Origin of the sequence: Streptomyces calvus, assembly GCF_006782915.1 — a bacterium.
Taxonomy (GTDB): domain Bacteria; phylum Actinomycetota; class Actinomycetes; order Streptomycetales; family Streptomycetaceae; genus Streptomyces; species Streptomyces calvus.
In genome coordinates this window covers 191,426-208,732 of the sequence record NZ_VCNP01000004.1, presented here as the reverse complement: position 1 = coordinate 208,732, position 17,307 = coordinate 191,426, and the positions used below count along the sequence as shown (strand labels likewise).

At 70.8% G+C, this 17,307-nt stretch carries 18 protein-coding genes; 11 read left to right on the top strand and 7 right to left on the bottom strand.

Features of this window, described 5'->3' with window-relative positions:
- Positions 1–353 precede the first annotated feature (353 nt).
- The 3 genes from FGW31_RS01390 to FGW31_RS01380 are packed head-to-tail and all read left to right on the top strand — an operon-like array spanning position 354 to position 1,931.
- The gene (locus FGW31_RS01390) at positions 354–1,163 is read left to right on the top strand and encodes a tyrosine-type recombinase/integrase (RefSeq protein WP_233452332.1); all 810 of its coding nucleotides are present in this window, start codon (positions 354–356) and stop codon (positions 1,161–1,163) included.
- Positions 1,164–1,182: 19 nt separating this feature from the next.
- Positions 1,183–1,413 (top strand): winged helix-turn-helix domain-containing protein, encoded by a 231-nt coding sequence (locus FGW31_RS01385; protein ID WP_142191408.1) that lies wholly within the window; start codon positions 1,183–1,185, stop codon positions 1,411–1,413.
- A complete protein-coding gene (locus tag FGW31_RS01380) occupies positions 1,410–1,931 on the top strand; it encodes a transposase (RefSeq protein WP_142191407.1) in 522 nt (173 codons plus the stop codon). Before FGW31_RS01385 ends, FGW31_RS01380 begins: the two co-directional genes overlap by 4 nt.
- A gap of 438 nt (positions 1,932–2,369) precedes the next feature.
- Here the strand turns inward: FGW31_RS01380 and FGW31_RS01375 are convergent, their stop codons facing one another.
- Both FGW31_RS01375 and FGW31_RS01370 read right to left on the bottom strand, forming a co-directional pair.
- On the bottom strand, positions 2,370–3,011 hold the full coding sequence (locus tag FGW31_RS01375; RefSeq protein WP_142191406.1) for a DUF305 domain-containing protein: 642 nt from the start codon (positions 3,009–3,011) through the stop codon (positions 2,370–2,372).
- A 105-nt stretch (positions 3,012–3,116) separates the two neighbouring features.
- The gene (locus tag FGW31_RS01370; protein WP_202431988.1) at positions 3,117–3,542 is read right to left on the bottom strand and encodes a DUF6153 family protein; all 426 of its coding nucleotides are present in this window, start codon (positions 3,540–3,542) and stop codon (positions 3,117–3,119) included.
- Between the two features lie 460 nt (positions 3,543–4,002).
- On the opposite strand from FGW31_RS01370, the gene FGW31_RS01365 reads away from it, so the two are divergent.
- Complete coding sequence (locus FGW31_RS01365; protein WP_142191405.1) at positions 4,003–5,175, top strand: hypothetical protein; 1,173 nt, start codon at positions 4,003–4,005, stop codon at positions 5,173–5,175.
- A 34-nt stretch (positions 5,176–5,209) separates the two neighbouring features.
- Here FGW31_RS01365 and FGW31_RS01360 read toward each other — a convergent pair whose 3' ends face one another.
- The gene (locus FGW31_RS01360; protein WP_142191404.1) at positions 5,210–6,247 is read right to left on the bottom strand and encodes a TerC family protein; all 1,038 of its coding nucleotides are present in this window, start codon (positions 6,245–6,247) and stop codon (positions 5,210–5,212) included.
- A 200-nt stretch (positions 6,248–6,447) separates the two neighbouring features.
- Positions 6,448–6,930, bottom strand: a complete 483-nt coding sequence (locus FGW31_RS35435; RefSeq protein WP_233452331.1) for a universal stress protein — start codon at positions 6,928–6,930, stop codon at positions 6,448–6,450.
- A gap of 226 nt (positions 6,931–7,156) precedes the next feature.
- Here FGW31_RS35435 and FGW31_RS01350 point away from each other — a divergent pair, with 226 nt between their 5' ends.
- From FGW31_RS01350 to FGW31_RS01340, 3 genes are all read left to right on the top strand, one after another.
- Positions 7,157–7,495: a helix-turn-helix transcriptional regulator gene (locus FGW31_RS01350; protein ID WP_142191403.1), complete on the top strand. Its 339-nt coding sequence runs from the start codon at positions 7,157–7,159 to the stop codon at positions 7,493–7,495.
- 203 nt (positions 7,496–7,698) lie between these two features.
- A complete protein-coding gene (locus tag FGW31_RS01345; protein WP_142191402.1) occupies positions 7,699–8,610 on the top strand; it encodes a pyridoxamine 5'-phosphate oxidase family protein in 912 nt (303 codons plus the stop codon).
- A gap of 142 nt (positions 8,611–8,752) precedes the next feature.
- Positions 8,753–9,409 carry an OsmC family protein gene (locus FGW31_RS01340; protein ID WP_142191401.1) on the top strand — a complete coding sequence of 219 codons (657 nt, stop codon included), beginning with the start codon at positions 8,753–8,755 and terminating at the stop codon, positions 9,407–9,409.
- 302 nt (positions 9,410–9,711) lie between these two features.
- Here FGW31_RS01340 and FGW31_RS01335 read toward each other — a convergent pair whose 3' ends face one another.
- The 3 genes from FGW31_RS01335 to FGW31_RS01325 all read right to left on the bottom strand — a co-directional run bounded on the left by FGW31_RS01335 (position 9,712) and on the right by FGW31_RS01325 (position 11,772).
- Entirely contained in the window at positions 9,712–10,161 is a 450-nt protein-coding gene (locus tag FGW31_RS01335) for a universal stress protein (RefSeq protein WP_142191400.1), read from the bottom strand.
- 116 nt (positions 10,162–10,277) lie between these two features.
- Complete coding sequence (locus tag FGW31_RS01330) at positions 10,278–10,790, bottom strand: flavodoxin domain-containing protein (RefSeq protein ID WP_142191399.1); 513 nt, start codon at positions 10,788–10,790, stop codon at positions 10,278–10,280.
- Between the two features lie 298 nt (positions 10,791–11,088).
- Entirely contained in the window at positions 11,089–11,772 is a 684-nt protein-coding gene (locus FGW31_RS01325; protein ID WP_233452329.1) for a DUF4389 domain-containing protein, read from the bottom strand.
- A gap of 274 nt (positions 11,773–12,046) precedes the next feature.
- Between FGW31_RS01325 and FGW31_RS01320 the strand changes: the two genes are divergently transcribed.
- The 4 genes from FGW31_RS01320 (at position 12,047) to FGW31_RS01305 (ending at position 17,262) form a co-directional block, all read left to right on the top strand.
- The gene (locus FGW31_RS01320) at positions 12,047–12,919 is read left to right on the top strand and encodes a universal stress protein (RefSeq protein WP_142191398.1); all 873 of its coding nucleotides are present in this window, start codon (positions 12,047–12,049) and stop codon (positions 12,917–12,919) included.
- Positions 12,920–13,139: 220 nt separating this feature from the next.
- On the top strand, positions 13,140–15,950 hold the full coding sequence (locus FGW31_RS01315) for a cation-translocating P-type ATPase (RefSeq protein ID WP_142191397.1): 2,811 nt from the start codon (positions 13,140–13,142) through the stop codon (positions 15,948–15,950).
- Positions 15,947–16,606: a potassium channel family protein gene (locus tag FGW31_RS01310; RefSeq protein ID WP_233452327.1), complete on the top strand. Its 660-nt coding sequence runs from the start codon at positions 15,947–15,949 to the stop codon at positions 16,604–16,606. Before FGW31_RS01315 ends, FGW31_RS01310 begins: the two co-directional genes overlap by 4 nt.
- Complete coding sequence (locus FGW31_RS01305; RefSeq protein ID WP_142191395.1) at positions 16,603–17,262, top strand: potassium channel family protein; 660 nt, start codon at positions 16,603–16,605, stop codon at positions 17,260–17,262. Before FGW31_RS01310 ends, FGW31_RS01305 begins: the two co-directional genes overlap by 4 nt.
- Positions 17,263–17,307 lie beyond the last annotated feature (45 nt).

The following is a 17,307-nucleotide window of genomic DNA, read 5'->3' as shown; positions in this document are numbered from 1 at the left end:
TCTCTTCTGTGTCTCGTTTGTTGGTTCGTGGGATGGGTTCGTTTTTCAAGGAGTGTGAGCATCCGCGGTCGCGGTGGTCGAAGTGCCCGCACTCTTACAAAATCCGCTACCGGTCGGCAGCGGGGCGACAGGTGGAGGAGTCGGGGTTTGCGACCCAGGAGCGGGCCATCGGGCGTTTGGCGGAGGTCTACAACGCTCGGAAGCAGACTGGCCCTCAGGGCCGGACAAAGGCGGAGCGGATCTCGGCCTACGGGGCGATGCGGTTCTCTGAGTATGCGGCCGAGTGGAAGGCCGGCCAGCGTGACCTCGGTCCGGCCTCGGTACGGCACTTGGACTCCCTCCTGGAGCACCACATGCTGCCGCTGCTGGGCAGTCGGCGGATGAACACCTTCGACCACAAGGTCGTCGACAGCTTCATACGGTCCATGGAACGCGCCGGTGTCGGGCTGGCCACCCAGGCCAACGCCTTCGACAAAGTCAAGGCGATCCTGCTGGACGCCCACCGCCTCGGCCTCTTCGACGACCACCCCCTGGCGGGCGTGAAACCGCCCCAGTACGACCCCAAGCGCGCGGTCATCCCCTCACCGCAGCAACTGCGGCAGATACGCGAGGCCGGCGACGACCGTTTCCGGCTGATCACCGACCTGATGAGCGGTTGCGGCATGCGCAACGGCGAGGCCGCCGCCGTCAACCTCCGCAACGTCGTCGCCGACGACGTCTACCGCATCACCGAACAGGTCAACCAGACCACCGGCACGTACGCCCGCCTAAAACACCGCAAAACCGGCGAATACCGCGACGTCCCCCTGCCCGCCCACGTCAAGCAGACTATCGAGCGGTACGCCGACACACACGGCACCACCGACGGCTACCTGCTCCGCCACCCCCAGGACCAGTCCCGGCCGTTCCCGCACTACTACCTCAACAACCAATGGCAGCGCATCAAGAAAGCTGGCGACGCCGATATCCCCGAGGGAATGGTGATCTACAGCCTGCGGCACTTCTTCGCTTCCAACTGCCTCACTCACAACATTCCCATCACCGACGTCGCCGAATGGATGGGCCACAAGAACATCGACGTCACATTCAAGACTTACCGACACCTTATGCCCGGCACCATCAGCACCGCCGCCACCATCCTCAATTATCAACTCATCGCGTAGCGATTTACGCTCGCAGGGGATGAACAGGGCGCCCGGGTTCGAGGCGGATCTGTGGACGCTGGAACGGGTCGGTGTGGTGGTTGAGCGGGTGACCGGGGTGACGTCGGCCCGGGCCTCGGTATGGCGCTTGCTGACCGGGCGGCTGGGGTGGAGTCTGCAGCGGCCCAGGCGCCAGGCCGTCGAGCGGGACGAGTGTGAGATCGCCCGATGGGTCGCCCACGAGTGGCCGCGCATCAAAAAGGGGCAGTGAAGAAACGTGCCTGGATCGTGTTCTTCGACGAATCGGGCGTGTCGCTGCTGCCCGAGGTGCGTCGCACCTACGCGCCCCGCGGGCGCACCCCTGCTCTGCGGCACCGGCTGAACTGGAAACGTGCCGGGATGGCCGCCGCGCTGGGCTACCACGCCGCCGACAGTGGACGCGGCCCGCGGTTGTGCTTCCACCTCAAGCCGGGCAGCTACGACACCACTTCCCTGATCGAGGTACTGGAACAGATCAAGACCTTCTACGCCGGTGAGCCGGTGGTGTTGGTGTGGGACGGACTGTCCGCCCACTGGAGCCGGGGCATGCGTGCCTGGGTGGCCGAGCAGGACTGGCTCACCCTCGAGCGGCTGCCGGCCTACGCACCCGAGCTCAACCCGGTCGAACTGCTGTGGTCGGCCATCAAGACCCGCGAGCTGGCCAACCTCGCCGGCGACCACCTCGCCGATGTCGCTGACGCCGCCGAACGCGGCATCCGCCGAGTCTGCTCCAGCGAGCAACTCCCGTAGTCCTTCCTCACCCACACCGGCCTGACCATTCATCCCCAAACACCACAGAAATAACGAAAAACTCAGTAGACCGCTGCTTGAGGGCTGCCCGGCTGCTTTTCCAGCAGCTCTCCCGTCCTTCTGGGGCGGCATGTATGGCGCCATGTGCGTCGTACGTCTGTACAGACACCAGTGCGTCTCGCCTTGGCCGGTCCGCGTCGAAAGGTGTCACAGTTCCTGCGTCCCAACATCACTTCGCCGAAGCTCGCCACGCTGTCATACCGGACGTCGCACCAGCCGCGGAGGAGCACGTGGCCGGTGCGACCGCGAGAATGACCGCGGTGACGACGGCGGTTGCGCGGGAAAGAACCCTCATGTTGAGGTTCTTCACAAGACGCGCCGAGGAGCGGGAAGCGGGCGACGGAACAGGGAACCCGCCCCGTCGCCCGCTGCGGAGCGTCAGTTCTTGTCGAGGAGTTCGTTCATCTCCTCGATCTCGGCGGTCTGCGCGGTGATGATGTCGTCGGCCAGGGTCTTGGCCGGCCCGTACTGACCCTTGTCCTTCTCGGTGGCGGCCATGTCCACGGCGCCCTCGTGGTGCTCGATCATCATCGTCAGGAACATGGTGTCGAAGTCATGGCCGGAGGCCTCCATGAGCTGGTCCATGTCCTCGGTGCCCATCATTCCGGGCATGTCGGAGGAGTCGTCACCGTGCCCGCCGTGGTCCATGCCGGGCATGTCGGAGGGTACGTCCTCACCCCATGTCTCCAGCCACCCGGACATGGTCTCGATCTCCGGGTCCTGGGCCTTCTCGATCCGGGAGGCGAGATCCTTGACCTCGGCGGAGGACGCCCGGCTCTGTGCCATCTGTGCCATCTGGAGGGCCTGCCGGTGGTGCGGGATCATGCCCTGCGCGAAGTCGATGTCCTGGTCGTTGTGGGCGCCGGCGGTGTCCTCGGCGCTCGTCGGGGCGGACGTCTGCGTGCCGGAGCCGGTGTCGGAGGGGGCGTCGCCGTTGCCGCAGGCGGCGAGGACGAGGGCTGCGGTCACGGCCGTGACGCCCAGGGCGGCACGGCGGACGAGGGAACGGGTGCTGGTCATGGGTGTACTCCTGCGAGGTACGAAGGTGGGCGCGCCGATCGGCGCGGGACACGGCTGAGCCCTGTATCCGCCCTGACGGTGGGGCGGGTACGGCTCGGCCTTGTCCTAGATCCGCAGGATTTGCAGTTCGGCCAGGGTGGGCGGGGCACGCCCGCCCCAGGGTGTGGCGGTGAAGGCGCCGGGCAGGTGATCGTTGGAGGGGGCCGGACCGACGGGGTCGGGCATCAGCGGGGGCAGAACCGGCCCCGCGCCGACCGCCCCGGACGCGCAGGTGGCATCGGCGTGCTGTGTGTGCCCGCCGCTGCTGTCGGCGCCGTGACAGATGAACTCGTCGGCCGTCCCCATACCCGCGTGTGTCGTGACGGCGGGGGAGTGGTGTGGCGAATGGCCGCCTGTCGCGACCGCGTCGGCAGGCCCGAGGGCGTGCATGCCGAGCAGACCGGCGAGCAGCCCGAGCAGCAGCAGCGCACGCCACCGTCCGAAGGACGATCGCGCACGGCGGAGCTGCGTACGTGCTGTCACGTCCCTCATGTTACGGAAGCGGCCCCGCTGTATGCGGGGCGAGAGGTGCGCGAGAGGGGATCGAGGCGCGCCACAGCTGGTCGTGCTCTGTGGCGGTCGTCAGGGTGATCAAGCTGGTGTCGAACTCGGTGTCCATGGCGCTGACCGCGTCCAGGCTGTCGGCCGTCTTGGCGATGGCGCCCTGGCAGTGGGCGAGACGATGCCGCCCACCTCGGTAGGTCGTCTTGGCTTCGACGTCGGTGTGGTGGCTTCCGTCAGTGATGCGGCAATTCGACGTGGGACTTCCCGGGGCTTCGGCTGTGACCCGGCCGGGTATCCGCCGTCCCGCGGGATGCCGGTCCTGCCCGACGGAGGCGGTCAGGAGATGAGGGCGACGCCGGGTGGCCTTGGGACGATCTCTTGCGTCCGGTCCGAATCCCTGCGTGATGACGCAGCTCTGAGTGTCAGCGGCTGTCGGTAGCCTGCCCCCGTGCAGCCGAGCGACTTCTTCAAGACGGAGCAGGATCCGGCATGGTCCGTGAATGGAGACCCCTGGTCGTCCTGGAAAGATCACTTCGATACCGAGCTGGTTGTAGGGCTTCGGAACGGGCCGTCACCCGACGGCACGACCGACCTCGACGTGGCTCAGGGCCTCACCCGTCTCGTGCATGCCGAGCTGGAGGAGTACGGCACGAGCAAGGCTGTCCGACTGCAAGAGGACGAGATAGCTGAGGCCCTCCGCAGCTTGAAGGCTGTGCTCAGAAGGCTCGGGATACCCTTCAGCCCTCCCTTCAGGGACTTCCGCAGTTTTCAGGGCTACTGGAGCCGTAATGACATGGGAGGAAGCTGGGCGGCACGCCGCGGGTATCTGAACGAGTTGTTCTCACCGATCTGGGCCTCGCTCGACGAGTTGGATGCGGCAGGAGCTGAGGCGAGCGGGATCAGGGGTGTCGACGGAGGGCTCAAGAACATCGTCTTCGCATCCACCGGTCACAAGCCGGAGATCGTGATGAGCCACCTCATCGACGGTGCTGTCGAGATAGTCGAGCACGCGGACAGCTGCCTGGTCTACGACCGCCCGCTGACGGACGCCGGCCTCACTTGGGGTGATCTCGTTGATTGGTGGAGGGCGGAGACGGGCATGAACGGCGCGGCCGAGCGTGACGTCGCCCGATCGCTCTACCAGAGGCTGCACGCGTCGCTCGCCTCTGAGGCGGAGAGGTTCGTGTTCTTCGCCTTCGCCAGCCGCTACGCCGATCCCGATGGCATGTCGCAACCTGCCCTGCTGCCCCAGGTCTACGTGCACTTCGATCCACTCACCCGGCGGCACCGCGAGATCCTCAGCAAACCGCGGCGGCTTGCGAGGGAGCGGATGGACTTTCTGCTTCTGCTGCCCGGAGGTGTGCGCATCGTGATCGAAGTCGACGGCAAGCATCACTATGCGCGGGAGGTCCCGAAGGGCTCGGGGTGCTGGGTGGCGGCGCCGGACCTCTATTCGGAGATGGTCGCGGAGGACCGTGCTCTTCGGCTCAAGGGGTACGAGGTATTCCGTTTCGGGGGCAAGGAGCTCCTCGAAGCGCGCGATGACCTCAGGTTCATCCGGCAGTTCTTCACGGATATGGAAGCGCGCTTCTGGGCCGCCGACAGAGGTGCGGGGCGGTAGCGAGCAGGACGGCTGTGAGAGGACTTGAGGGCGGTCATGACACGTCCTCGTCGCCACGGTGGCGGGCGGCGGGTTGCTGCGGTGGGGCGGAGACGCTGCTCGGATCGCCGGTCTTCGCGGTGTCCGGTGCGATGCCGGTGTTCTGGCCGCGAGTGGCGATGAGGGACCAGACGATGGAGACGGTGATCGTCACGGTGATGACGCCGAGGGTGAGGGGGATGGGCAGCTTGCCGACGGGAGTCTCGGACAGGATGAGCTTGACGCCCGCGAAGGCCAGCAGCACCGCGAGTCCGTAGTGGAGGTAGGCGAAGCGGCGCAGCAGTCCGGCCAGGCAGAAGTACAGGCTGCGCAGGCCGAGGACGGCGAAGGCGTTGGCGGTCCACACGATGAAGGTGTTCGTGGTGATGGCCAGGATCGCGGCGACGGAGTCGACGGCGAAGATCAGGTCGGTGGCCTCCACCGCGACCAGGGCCACGAACAGCAGCGTCGCCACCCGCCGGCCGTTGATCCTGGTGAAGAACCGGTCGCCGTGGAAGCGGGCATCGGTGGGGACGATCTTCTGGACCAGGCGGACCACGGGATTGCGGTCGGGGTGGACTTCCTCGTCCTTGGAGACCGCCATCCTGTAGCCGGTCCAGATCAGGAACGCGCCGAACAGGTAGGCGGTCCAGAAGAACAGCTGCAGCAGTTCGGCGCCGACGAAGATGAACACCAGCCGGGCGGCGAGGGCGCCGAGGACGCCCCAGAAGAGGACCTTGTGCTGGTAGGCGTCGGGGACGGCGAAGAAGGAGAAGACCAGTGCGAAGACGAAGACGTTGTCGATGGACAGGGCTTTTTCGATCAGGTAGCCGGCGTAGTAGGTGGAGGAGACCTCTCCGCCCTGCCACACGAGCAGCACCAGGCCGAAGGCGAGGCCGATGGCGATCCAGATCCCGCTCCAGACCGCGGCCTCCTTGAAGCCGATCACGTGGTTGTCACGGTGGGCGATCAGGTCGACGGCGAGCATGACGGCGATCACGAGGGTGACAGCGGCCCAGACCCACAGCGGGACGGTGAACGAAAGCTCATTCATGGTCGATCGGCTTTCTCGAGCGGGAGAGGGGAAGGGAGGGACGGTCCCCGGACCCTGGCGCGTACGGAGGGGAGCCGGGTCCGGGCCGCCGGTTCACATGGGCGATCACCTCCCCGGTCTCGCGGGTGGTCGGCTGTGGGCGGTGCGGTGGCGCGGACGGGGGCTGAGGAGCGGTGCCCCGCACATCGGCGGGCAGTGCATCAGGATGCCGGGCCCGACGCTGTCGGCCGGCCCTTCAAGTCGGTGTAGTGCTGGAAAGTTGGGAACGGAGTCCAGGCCGTCGGCGCGACGGTGTGCACGAACGGGCCGCACCGCAGGGCGGAGGCCTCGGTCAGGACGTGGGCGTCCAGTCCGGCCGGTCCTCGGGCGGCGGCCACCAGCACCGAGGACAGGTGGCGGGCGGCGACGTCCAGTACCGCCCCCGCCGCCCGCAGCCGGGTGCCGCGCGGCGTGACGCGGTGGACGACGGGAATGTGGTCCAGGCCGGCCTGCCGCACCCGGGGCAGCACCCGGCCCATCACCACACGGGCCGCATGCGTGTCCGCCTCGGCGGTGACGGATGAGTGGGCGTGCGCGGGCAGGACGGCGACGAGCAGCAGAGGCGCCCGACGCGGGACGGCCAGTCGCAGCGCGGTGTCGATGACGGCGATGTCCTGGACGGAGTCCGCCAGGAGAGCGGTCACCGGACGTGGCGGAGGAACCGGTGGGACCCGTTCGGCAGGGATCACGGGACGAGCCAGGGGCTGAGGGAACACAGCGGCCCCCTTCGGGAAGTGCGGGCGGTTTCGGGGGATGACTCAAGCGTCACTCGCTCACGACGAACCCGTCAAGAATTACGCGAATTTTTTTTCGTCAATCATTCTTCGCGTATGCTTGATACGCGAATCCCGCTTCGTATGATGGGGATTCATGAGCGTGTCTTCCTCTCGTGGTGATCAGTGGACCTTCCTGACCAACCACGCCCGCGTCCTGCTGCAGATCGCCCGCGATCCCGACACGCGGCTGCGTGACATCGCCACGCGCATCGGCATCACCGAACGTGCCGTCCAGCTCATCGTCGCCGACCTCGAGGCCGCCAGATACCTCACCCGTACCAGGGTGGGCCGCCGCAATCGCTACACCATCGACCCGACCGTGGCCCTGCGCCACCCCGCCGAGGCCGACCACCCCGTGGGCGACCTCCTCGGGGCTTTCCTCCACCGTGAGGAAAGCCCCGCGTCGTCCGGGCCGGAGTCCTCCCGCACGTGATGCCCGGCCCGCCGCGCTGATTCCGACGGGCAGGGGCGGCGACTCGGTGACGACGGCCCCCGGTGCTGGTCACGCGGACTCGAGGCCCTCACGCGGGACGAAAGACCTTCTCGCCCTGGCCGGGGACCCTCGGCCATCTGGTGCGGGCGTCGCTCCGGCGTGATCCTGGAGTGGGATCGACACAGAGGAAAGGGGGCGCTGTCATGCACGCCCACCTTGGCGACCGGCTGATCGTCGAGAGCCCGGCCACCGGTGTCGTCCGGCGGGACGGGGAGATCGTCGGCCTCCATCACGACGACGGGACACCGCCGTACGACGTGCGCTGGTCGGACACGGGCGACGTCACGCTGGTCTTCCCCGGGCCGGACGCCCACCTCCACCACCTCGGTGCGGAACGGGAGGCACCGGACGCACCGGTGACGGGCGACGCGGCTGCCACCGGGGCCGCGGACACCGAAGCCGTCGACGGCGGCCCCGGTGACATCGGGCGGAGGCTGGCGGCCGCACGCCGGCGGAAGGGCCTCGGCCTGGAGGAGACCGCCCGCCGGGCCCGTATGTCACCGGCCTACCTCGACTACCTCGAGACGCACCCGTCCGACCCGGGCTTCGGGACCCTCGTCCGCCTGGCCGACGCACTGGGGACCACCCTCCTCGAACTGCAGGGAGGTGGCCGGGAACGGCCACCGGGACAGGGGAGGGCGCTGCTCCACCCCCGCCTGAGGGATCTCGGGGAGCGGGAGTGCCGGGCCCTGCTGTCGACACACGGCGTGGGGCGGATCTCGCTGGCCACGCCGCACGGGCCTGCCGTGTTCCCCGTCAACTACGAGGTGGCCGACGGGGAGATCGCCTTCCGTACCGCTCCCGACGCCGCCCCCGCGGCGGCGGCCGGCAGCGAGGTGGCCTTCGAGGTCGACCACGTCGACGAGGCCATGAGCCGGGGCTGGAGCGTCCTGGCGGTGGGCCGGGCCCGGGCCGTCACGGAACCCGGTGAGGCACGTCGGCTCGACGAACGTGCCCACACCGAACCCTGGGCCGGGGACCGGCGCACGCTGTGGGTGGTGATCGCGGTCGACCGGCTGACCGGACGTCGTATCACCCCCGCCGAGGGGGCCTGACCGCCCGCGGCGGACGTCCTCGCGGTCACCGGGACCTCGGGGACGCGGCAGGGGCCGTTCGGCCCCGGGCATCTCCGGTGCTGCGGCGGTGAACTGGAAGTGTCCGGCCGTCGCGGGGGAAACCAGCCGACAGGAGGCCAAAATGAAGATCCGAACGCGTTGTGGCCGCACCATCGACGTCACCCGCTTCGCCCCGCAGGGACTGCCCGCCCACATGGGACGCGTCGTGATGGACACGTCCTTCGCGCCCCATGACGAGGGCGAGCTGTGGGCCTCCCTCACCGCCGAGGAGGCCCGGCGCCTCGCCGGGCTGCTGCTCTTCCAGGCCGCCGCCGTCGATCCGGTTCCCGCCGGACGGCCCGGAGCGGCCGAGGTGGTGCCGATCGCGGGTGACTCCTTCGAGATACGGGTGCGCGGCCACGTCCTGACGGTGGACCAGCCGCTGTCCGACGGGGGCAAGGACACCGCGCCCACGCCCGTGGAGCTCCTCGTGACGGCGGTCGCCTCCTGCGCGGCGCACTACGCGGGACGCTTCCTGGACCGCCACGGGGTCAGTCGGGACGGTCTGTCCGTCCGCGCGGAGTTCCGCATGGCCGACGACCGGCCCGCCCGTGTCGCCGCCCTCTCCCTGACCGTCCTGGCCCCGGCCCTGCCGCCGCAGCGGCTGTCCGCCCTGCGCGCGGTGGTCTCGCGCTGCACGGTGACCAACACGCTGGCCCGGGCCCCGGAGATCGAGCTGGACGTCCGCGGCGCCCCCGCCGACGCGGTGACCCCGGAACCGCAGGCGAGCCCCGGCTGACCGCCCGCCGGCCGACCCCTCGCGAAGGCGCTGCGGCCCCGGCCGCGGCCCCGGGTCCTCGGACACCGTTGCCCTGCCGCGGCCGAGCCGCGCTGGTGCCGACATCGTCGGGACCCCGTCACGGCCGGCTCCGAGGCGTCGGGCCGCCCGCTCGGCGACACGGTCCCGCCGCCATCGCCGTCCGCGACGGCGACCCCACCACGCCCGGCCCCGACACGCGCCCGCGTCCCGGCGACGAACTCCTGCTCGTCTCGCACGCCGCGGGCGGGCGGGAGAGCCACGCGGCCTTCAGGTGAGGTGGGTCAGCGGGCGGGATCGTCCTCCTGGCGGACCACGACGACGGGGCAGGCCGCGTGCTGGGCGCAGCGCTGGCTGACCGACCCCAGCACCGCCCGGGCGAAGCCGCCCCGCCCCCGGCGGCCCACGACGAGGAGCGCGGCCCCCTCCGAAGCACGGATCAGCACCTCCGACGGGTCGCCCTCGACGAGGTGCTCCGTCAGCCCGGCGGGAGGACCGTCGGGGAAGACCGCGTGCAGCTCCTGGGCGAAACGCTCCCTGGCCTGCCCCAGGTCGAACTCGGGATCGATCGCGGGTCCGCTCCAGCCCCTTGAGGACGGCGTGTCCCAGACACAGACCGCCTCCACGGCACCGCCGACGCCCCGCGCGTAGCGGTCCGCCCACCGCAGGGCGGCGTACGACGAAGGGGATCCGTCCACGCCCACGACCACCCGTGGTACCTCGGAGGATTGCATGGCCACCTCACTCAGCAGTCGTCACTCCGCGCACCTCCACGCTGCCGGGGCCCGCGCCGCCGCGCCAGCGGAGGCGGTCAGGCGGGTGCGGAGACGGCCGGTCGGCGTCGACGCCGTCATCCACCTGCTCGCAGCTCCCCGGCGATGCCCGCAGCCCAGGCGTCGACGGCCTCCCAGTCGCGGAAGTCGCCGAACCGTCCGCCCACCAGGCGGAACAGCAGACGTCCGGTGCGGGGTAGTTGGTCCCGTTCGACGACGCCGGAGAACAGGCGGTGGCTCCGGTACACCAGGCCCGGCGGCAGATCCTTCTCGATCACCGGCAGTTCCTTGGGAGCCATGCGTCGCCATGGTCCGCGCAGCGCCGCCGGCATCCCGACGCTGAAGATCCACACCGGGCGGGTGACGAGCACGTCCAGGTGGTTCCGCGCGAAGTCCTTGGCCGGTCGCAACCAGCTCTGCCCGTGCACGGCGCTGCCGAGGACGAACGCCCGGTAGGCGTCGGCGTCCTCGACCTCGGTCACGGGCCTGGCCTCCGCCGCCAGCCCCGCGTGCCGCAGGGCGGTGGCTGTTCTTTCGGCGATCGCCCGGGTGGAACCGTGGGCGGTCGCGTATCCGACGAGTACGTTCATGACGTCACCTCGTCGACGGTGCGTTCCGCTCGCCCGGTCGCGGATGTGGTGACCGGCGTGGACATGCGCGGCCGGAACCAGGTCGATTCCCGGGCAGGTGCGTCGGTGACCACGGCGATCGCCTGTCGGTCACGGGTTCGGCCAGGGCGCCCTCCCGAACGGATGCGCGGGGCGGTTCGGCACGGCGACGGCGGTCGCTCCGCCAGGACGGCGGCGGTGTCACCGGCGTCCGGCAGCGGCCGCACCGGCAGGTCGACGGAGCCGTGCGGGAACAGGAGGGCCGGCACGAGGACCGCCGTCATGGCGCCGCCTCCGGTTCCCCGCCGCCCTGGTCGAGCCGGAAGGGCGGGTACACGTCGGTGAGCAGGGCCGCGTAGGCCGCCACCCGCAGCACCCAGCGGTTCAGCCCGACCACCAGGTCGAACAGACCGCGCGGGTAGTGGCCGGTCGCGGCCAGGGCCACCCCGGCGCACAGGGTGAGCAGGCCGATGAGTCCGCCCGCGAACCAGGTGGCCTGGACGTCTCCGAGGAGGAAGCCCAGGATCAGGTAGTGCGGGATCGCCAGCAGCCACCACTTCACCAGGACGAGGCCGCGGGACAGCTTCTGGGGGTAGGCCAGGTCCCAGTGCGCGGGGTAGTCGGGGACGTCGGCGAGCGTGAACGGCGGGTAGCGGTCGGTACCGAGCGTGCCGTAGGCGTAGTAGCCCACGCGCCAGCTCCACCGCAGCACGCCCGTGCCGAAGTCGAACAGCGGCCGGGGGTAGCGGCCGGTGAGGAGGATGGCGAAGAACGCCACCACGCTCGTTCCCACGAACGCCACCCATAGGAAGCACAGGACGACGTAGTGGGGGAACGCCAGCAGCCACTTCACCAGCCACAGCCAGCGGGACAGCGGTGCGTCGAGGACCGCGGTCAGCCGCGCGGGATGGGCCGGCGGTGACATGGCGGGAGGTACCGCCGGGGTCAAGGGTTTCGTGCTCATGGGGCCGGTCCCTTCGGATCCGGTGACGATCACGGGGCGGAGCACGGGTGGTCGTCGTACTGCGTGTTCTGCTTCCAGTGTTCGTCGGGCGGCCCGCACGGCCCAGGGCCGAACGGTGCACGAAGCCGCCGGCCGGCCGCCGGTCTGCCCTCGGACCACGGGTGAGTGCGTGTCCGGCCGTGTGCCCGACAAGCCGTGGCGTGGCGCCACCCTGCGGCGGAGGCGAGGCTGGAGGGACAGAGAACGAACGGTGCGGAGATCTTCTGGAGGTGCCATGACTGGTGCGGACGGACGGCGGCCGATCGTGGTGGGCGTCGACCCCGACCCCTCGAAGCGGCTGGCGCTGTCCTGGGCCGCCGACGAGGCGGACCGGCGTGGTCTGCCGCTGCGGCTCGTCCACGCCCAGGGCACCCCGACCGGCGGATACCGGTCGGGGGAGGTGCGGCCGTCCTGGGAGGAATGGAACCGGGCGCTGCACGGCCTGGGTGATCAGGTGCTCAAGGAAGCGGCCTCCTTCGTGGAGTCCCGGCGTCCGACGGTGGAGACGTCGACGCTGCTGGCGGAAGGGGAGCCGGCGTGGGTCCTGCACGAGGAGGCACGGAGCGCCTCCTTGGTCGTGGTGGGTTCCTGGCACCTGAGCAAACGGCGTGGGATGTTCTCCTCCGCCTCCGTGGCGCTTCCGCTCACCGCCCACGCTTCCTGCCCGGTCGTGGTCGTGCCGGAGCCGGAGCACATCACTCAGCGGCCCGCGTACGTCGTGGTCGGCGTCGACGGAAGTGAGCATGCGGCCGCGGCGGTGGACGTGGCGTTCGAGGAGGCGGCCCTGCGCGGAGCGCTCCTGCGGGCGCTGTACGTGTGGCATCCGCCGCTCCTCGGTGTCCTGGACGAGGACGCCGCGGTGCGGGAGTGCCGCCGCGTGCTGTCGGAGACGGTCGCGGGCCGTGCCGCGGCACACCCGGACGTGGAGCTGCACCACGAAGTCGTCCGCGGCCATCCGGTGCAGGTGCTGACGGAGGCCTCGCGACACGCTCTGGGCCTGGTCGTGGGGACCCGGGGGCACGGAGGTTTCACGGGCATGGTGCTGGGCTCGGTGAGCCAGGGGGTACTGCACCACGCCCACTGCCCCGTCATCACGGTCCCGGCGTGAGGTGGCGGACGGCCGCCCCGGGCCCGTGCCCGAGCAGCCCTGTCCGTGCCCGTCGGGCCGGTCACCGGACGAGGGAGCGCCCTCCGACTGCGGGCGGCGGGCAGGCAGGACGACCGTCGAGTCACCCGGAGCCCGTCACGGCGCCCTCGTCCGAGGCCCTCCGGGCGCCCCGGCCGACCGTGCCGGTGACGAGGACGCTGACGCCGTACGGGGGTGGTTGATGGACACCGGCACGAAATCGTTGGCACTGGGCGGGAGGAAGGACGGGACGTCCGGTTCCGGCCCGCGTCCTCCGGTACCGGAACTCCCCGTCGAAGACGTCCTCGCCGCGCTGGACACGTCACGGCGCGGGCTGCCGGGGGAACGGGCCAGGGACAGGCTGGAGAAGTACGGGGCCAACGAACTGCCCCGGGCGGGGCGCCGCGCCGTGTGGCGGCAGCTGGGGGCGCAGTTCACGGACCTCTTCGCGGTGGTGTTGATCGTCGCTTCGGGGATCACCTTCCTGGCGTACGCGCTGGAGGAGCCGCGGGACGCGGGCACCGTGCAGTTGGCGGTGGCGATCCTGGGCGTCGTGGTGCTGAACGCCGCGATCGGTTTCGCCCAGGAGTACTCGGCGGAGCGGACGGCCCAGGCGCTGGAGGCGATGGTGCCCCACGCCTGCCGGGTGCTGCGCGACGGCGAACGGCTGGAGCTGCCGGCCCGGGACGTGGTGCCGGGCGACGTGGTGCTGCTGGAGGCCGGTGACGCCGTGCCGGCGGACTGCCGGGTGGTCGAAGCGCACGAGCTGGCGGTGAACAACGCGCCGCTGACCGGGGAGAGCAACGCCGTGGGCCGCACCGCCGACCCGGTGGCGGCGGTGCCGCTGCTGGAGGCCCGCAACTGCGTGTTCATGGGAACCGACGTCGTCGCCGGAGGCGGGCGGGCCGTGGTCTTCGCCACCGGCGCGGCGACCGAGTTCGGGCGGATCTGCCGACTGGCCGCGGCCGCCCCGCGGCAGAAGACCCCGCTGCAGCTCCAGGTCGCCTCCATGGCCCGTCGGGTGGCGGGGGCCGCCCTGGCGATCGGCGCCCTGATGTTCGCCGTGCGGCTGCCCACCGGGGACTCCGTGGTGACCCTGTTCGTGTTCGCACTGGGGGTGATGGTGGCGCTGGTGCCGGAAGGACTGCCCGCCACCCTCTCGGTGTCACTGTCGATCGGGGTGCGGCGGATGGCACGTCGCCACGCCCTGATCAAACAGCTGCTGGCGGTGGAGGCACTCGGGTCGACCACCGTCGTGTGCACGGACAAGACCGGGACGCTCACCCAGGCGGAGATGACCGTCACCCAGGTGTGGACGGGGGGTGCGTCGCACTCGGTGAGCGGCGTGGGGTACGAGCCGAGCGGCGAGGTCGCCGACGCCGCTGAGGTGCGCGAGCTGCTGCGGGTGGCGGGCCTGTGCTGCAACGCCCGGCTGGTTCCGCCCACGGGCCCCCGGGAGCACTGGCGGGTGCTCGGTGACACCACGGAGGGAGCGCTGCTCGTCGTCGCGGCCAAGGCCGGTCTGGATCCGGGAGCGGAGGAGGCGGCCGCGCCGCGGGTGACGGAATTCCCCTTCGACTCGGGCCGCAAGCTGATGACCACGGTGCACAGGACGGGCGCGGGCTACCAGGCGTGCGTCAAGGGAGCGCCCGGAGAGCTGCTGGCGCGGTGCACCGACGTGGAGTGGGACGGGCGGCGTGGACCACTGACCGGGACGGACCGGGCGGCGGCCGTCGCGGCCGGTGACGAGCTGGCGTCGCAGGGGCTGCGGGTGCTGGCCGTCGCGCGGCGGGCGCTGGACGGCCCCCGCCCGGCGCAGCAGGAGGCCGAGTCGGCGCTGACGCTGCTGGGACTGGTCGGCATGCTGGACCCGCCACGCCCGGAGGTCACCGACGCGGTCGCCGCCTGCCGCCGGGCCGGCATCCGGGTCGTCATGGTCACCGGCGACCACCCGCTGACCGGGGAGGCCGTGGCCCGCCGGGTGGGGATCGTACGACGGCCGGATCCGGTCGTGGTGACGGGCGTCCGGCTCGACGCGATGGACGACGAGACGCTCGACTCGCTTCTCGCCGAGCCGTCCGAGCTGCTGCTGTGCCGGGTCAGCCCGGAGCACAAGATGCGCGTGGTCACCGCCTTCCAGCGGCGTGGCGGGGTGGTGGCGGTCACCGGGGACGGGGCGAACGACGCCCCGGCGCTCAAGCACGCGGACATCGGCGTGGCGATGGGGGCGTCGGGCACCGACGTCGCCCGTGAGGCGGCCTCGATGGTGCTGCTGGACGACTCGTTCGCCTCCATCGCGACGGCGGTACGGCTCGGCAGGTCCGTGTACCAGAACATCCGCAAGTTCCTGATCTACGTCTTCAGCAGCAACATCGGCGAGCTCGGCCCGATCCTGGCGGCGACGTTCGCCGGTTTTCCCCTGGTGCCCGTCAGCGCGGTGCAGATCCTGGCGATCGACCTGGGCTCGGACGTGATGCCCGCCCTGGCGCTGGGCGCGGAACGACCCGAACCGGACGTGATGGACCGCCCGCCGCGCTCCCGGCACGAACGGCTGTTCTCGGCGGCGGTCGTGGGACGCATCCTGTTCCTGGGAGGCATCCAGGCGCTCGGCGTGTGCGCCGTGTTCTTCTGGCACATCCACTCCTCCGGCATCCCGTTCGACGACTTCACCGAGGACCACCCCGTCTACCGGGAGGCCGTCACGCTGGCCCAGGGCGGGATCGTGCTCAGCCAGTTCTTCGTCTCCCTCGCGGTACGCACCGATCGCCAGAGCATCCTGACGGCAGGCCTGCTGTCCAACCCGGCCCTGCTGGCGGCGGGCGGCTTCGGCGTCGCGCTCATGGCCGCGATCAGCTATCTGCCGCCCCTGCAGGCCGTCTTCAACACCGCCCCGCTCGACGCCACCGACTGGGCGGTCCTTGCCGGTCTCGGCACCCTGCCCCTGCTCGCGGACGAAGCCCGCAAGGCGTGGCTGCGCCGCCGCGCCGACCGCCGGAGAGGAGGCCCACGGTGAAGGTGATCGTCGTCGGCTGCGGACGAGTGGGCTCCGCCCTCGCCGGTCTGCTCGCCGCCGAAGGGCACGACGTGCAGGTCGTCGACCGGCGGCCCAAGGCGGCCCGGCGGCTGCCCGACAGCCCGCGCATCCGCTTCCACGAGGGCAACGGCTACAGCCGCGCGGTGCTCCGGACCGCCGGGATCGAGCACGCCGACGCCTTCGTCGCTGCCACCTCGAGCGACAACAGCAACATCGTCAGCGCGCGGACCGCGAAGGAGACCTACCGGGTGCCCATCGTCCTCGCCCGCGTCCACGATCCCCGGCGCGCCGACATCTACCGGGAACTCGGCATCCCCACCATCGCCGGCATCCACTGGACCGTGCACCAGATCCACCGGATGCTGCTGCACCGCCACCTGAGTCCCGAACTCAGCTTCGGCAACGGAGAGACCCTGCTCGTCCGCTCCGATCTGCCCGACTACCTCCTCGGTCGGCGGTTGACGGAGTTCGAGGTCGACGGCGAGATCCGCGTCGTCGAGGTCACCCGTGCGGGCCGCTCCCTCATCCCCACGCACAGCACACCCGCGTGCTCCGGCGACCTGGTCACCTTCGCCGTCGCCGCCACCGCACTCGGCAGGCTGCGCGCCTTCCTCGACAAGGAGCTGGGGACGTGAACGTGCTCATCGCCGGCGCGGGACGCCTCGGTACCCAGATCGCCCAGGTGCTCTCCGCGGCCCGCAACAAGGTCACGCTGATCGACAGCGACGACGACCGCGTGGCCGAACTCCAAGGCCGCCTCCCGGGCGTGCTGCTCGTCACCGGGGACGCGTGCGAACCGGCCCTCCTGGAACACGCCGGTGCGCTGACCGCCGACCTGGTCGTCGCCGCCACCGGTGACGACGAGGACAACCTCGTCATCGGCCTGCTCGCCAAACGGCGGTTCTCGGTGCCCCGCGTGGCCGCCCGCGTCAACGACGCCGACAACGCCTGGCTGTTCGACGCGCGTTGGGGCGTCGACGTCGCCGTACCCGCCGCCACCCCGCTGATCTCCCTCATCGAGGAGGCCACCGGGGCCACCGACACGGTCGCCCTGCTGCGGCTCAGCAAAGCCGGCATCGACGTCATCGAAACGGTCATCACGCCGCGGTCCGGAGCGGTGGGCCGGGCTCTGGGCGACATCCGGCTGCCCGAAGGGACGGTCGTCGCCACGATCGTCCGTGACGGACAGCCCACCGTGCCGGACCCGGCCGTCCCCCTGCGGGCCGGGGACGAGCTCCTGCTCGTCTCGCACTCCGCGACCGAACACGAGATCCACGCGGCGTTCCAGTGACCCGCCCCCTGCCGGCACACCGGGCCGCCCGCCCCTGTGGCGGGA

What these genes read in the sequence shown, in the direction of transcription:
- FGW31_RS01360 (WP_142191404.1), bottom strand. Translation starts at nt 6,247, where the DNA reads ATGAATGAGCTTTCGTTCACCGTCCCGCTGTGGGTCTGGGCCGCTGTC.
- FGW31_RS01345 (WP_142191402.1), top strand. Translation starts at nt 7,699, where the DNA reads ATGCACGCCCACCTTGGCGACCGGCTGATCGTCGAGAGCCCGGCCACC.
- FGW31_RS01330 (WP_142191399.1), bottom strand. Translation starts at nt 10,790, where the DNA reads ATGAACGTACTCGTCGGATACGCGACCGCCCACGGTTCCACCCGGGCG.
- FGW31_RS01350 (WP_142191403.1), top strand. Translation starts at nt 7,157, where the DNA reads ATGAGCGTGTCTTCCTCTCGTGGTGATCAGTGGACCTTCCTGACCAAC.
- FGW31_RS01375 (WP_142191406.1), bottom strand. Translation starts at nt 3,011, where the DNA reads ATGACCAGCACCCGTTCCCTCGTCCGCCGTGCCGCCCTGGGCGTCACG.
- FGW31_RS01320 (WP_142191398.1), top strand. Translation starts at nt 12,047, where the DNA reads ATGACTGGTGCGGACGGACGGCGGCCGATCGTGGTGGGCGTCGACCCC.
- FGW31_RS01390 (WP_233452332.1), top strand. Translation starts at nt 354, where the DNA reads ATGCTGCCGCTGCTGGGCAGTCGGCGGATGAACACCTTCGACCACAAG.
- FGW31_RS01325 (WP_233452329.1), bottom strand. Translation starts at nt 11,772, where the DNA reads ATGAGCACGAAACCCTTGACCCCGGCGGTACCTCCCGCCATGTCACCG.
- FGW31_RS01370 (WP_202431988.1), bottom strand. Translation starts at nt 3,542, where the DNA reads ATGAGGGACGTGACAGCACGTACGCAGCTCCGCCGTGCGCGATCGTCC.
- FGW31_RS01385 (WP_142191408.1), top strand. Translation starts at nt 1,183, where the DNA reads ATGAACAGGGCGCCCGGGTTCGAGGCGGATCTGTGGACGCTGGAACGG.
- FGW31_RS01335 (WP_142191400.1), bottom strand. Translation starts at nt 10,161, where the DNA reads ATGCAATCCTCCGAGGTACCACGGGTGGTCGTGGGCGTGGACGGATCC.
- FGW31_RS01340 (WP_142191401.1), top strand. Translation starts at nt 8,753, where the DNA reads ATGAAGATCCGAACGCGTTGTGGCCGCACCATCGACGTCACCCGCTTC.
- FGW31_RS01315 (WP_142191397.1), top strand. Translation starts at nt 13,140, where the DNA reads ATGGACACCGGCACGAAATCGTTGGCACTGGGCGGGAGGAAGGACGGG.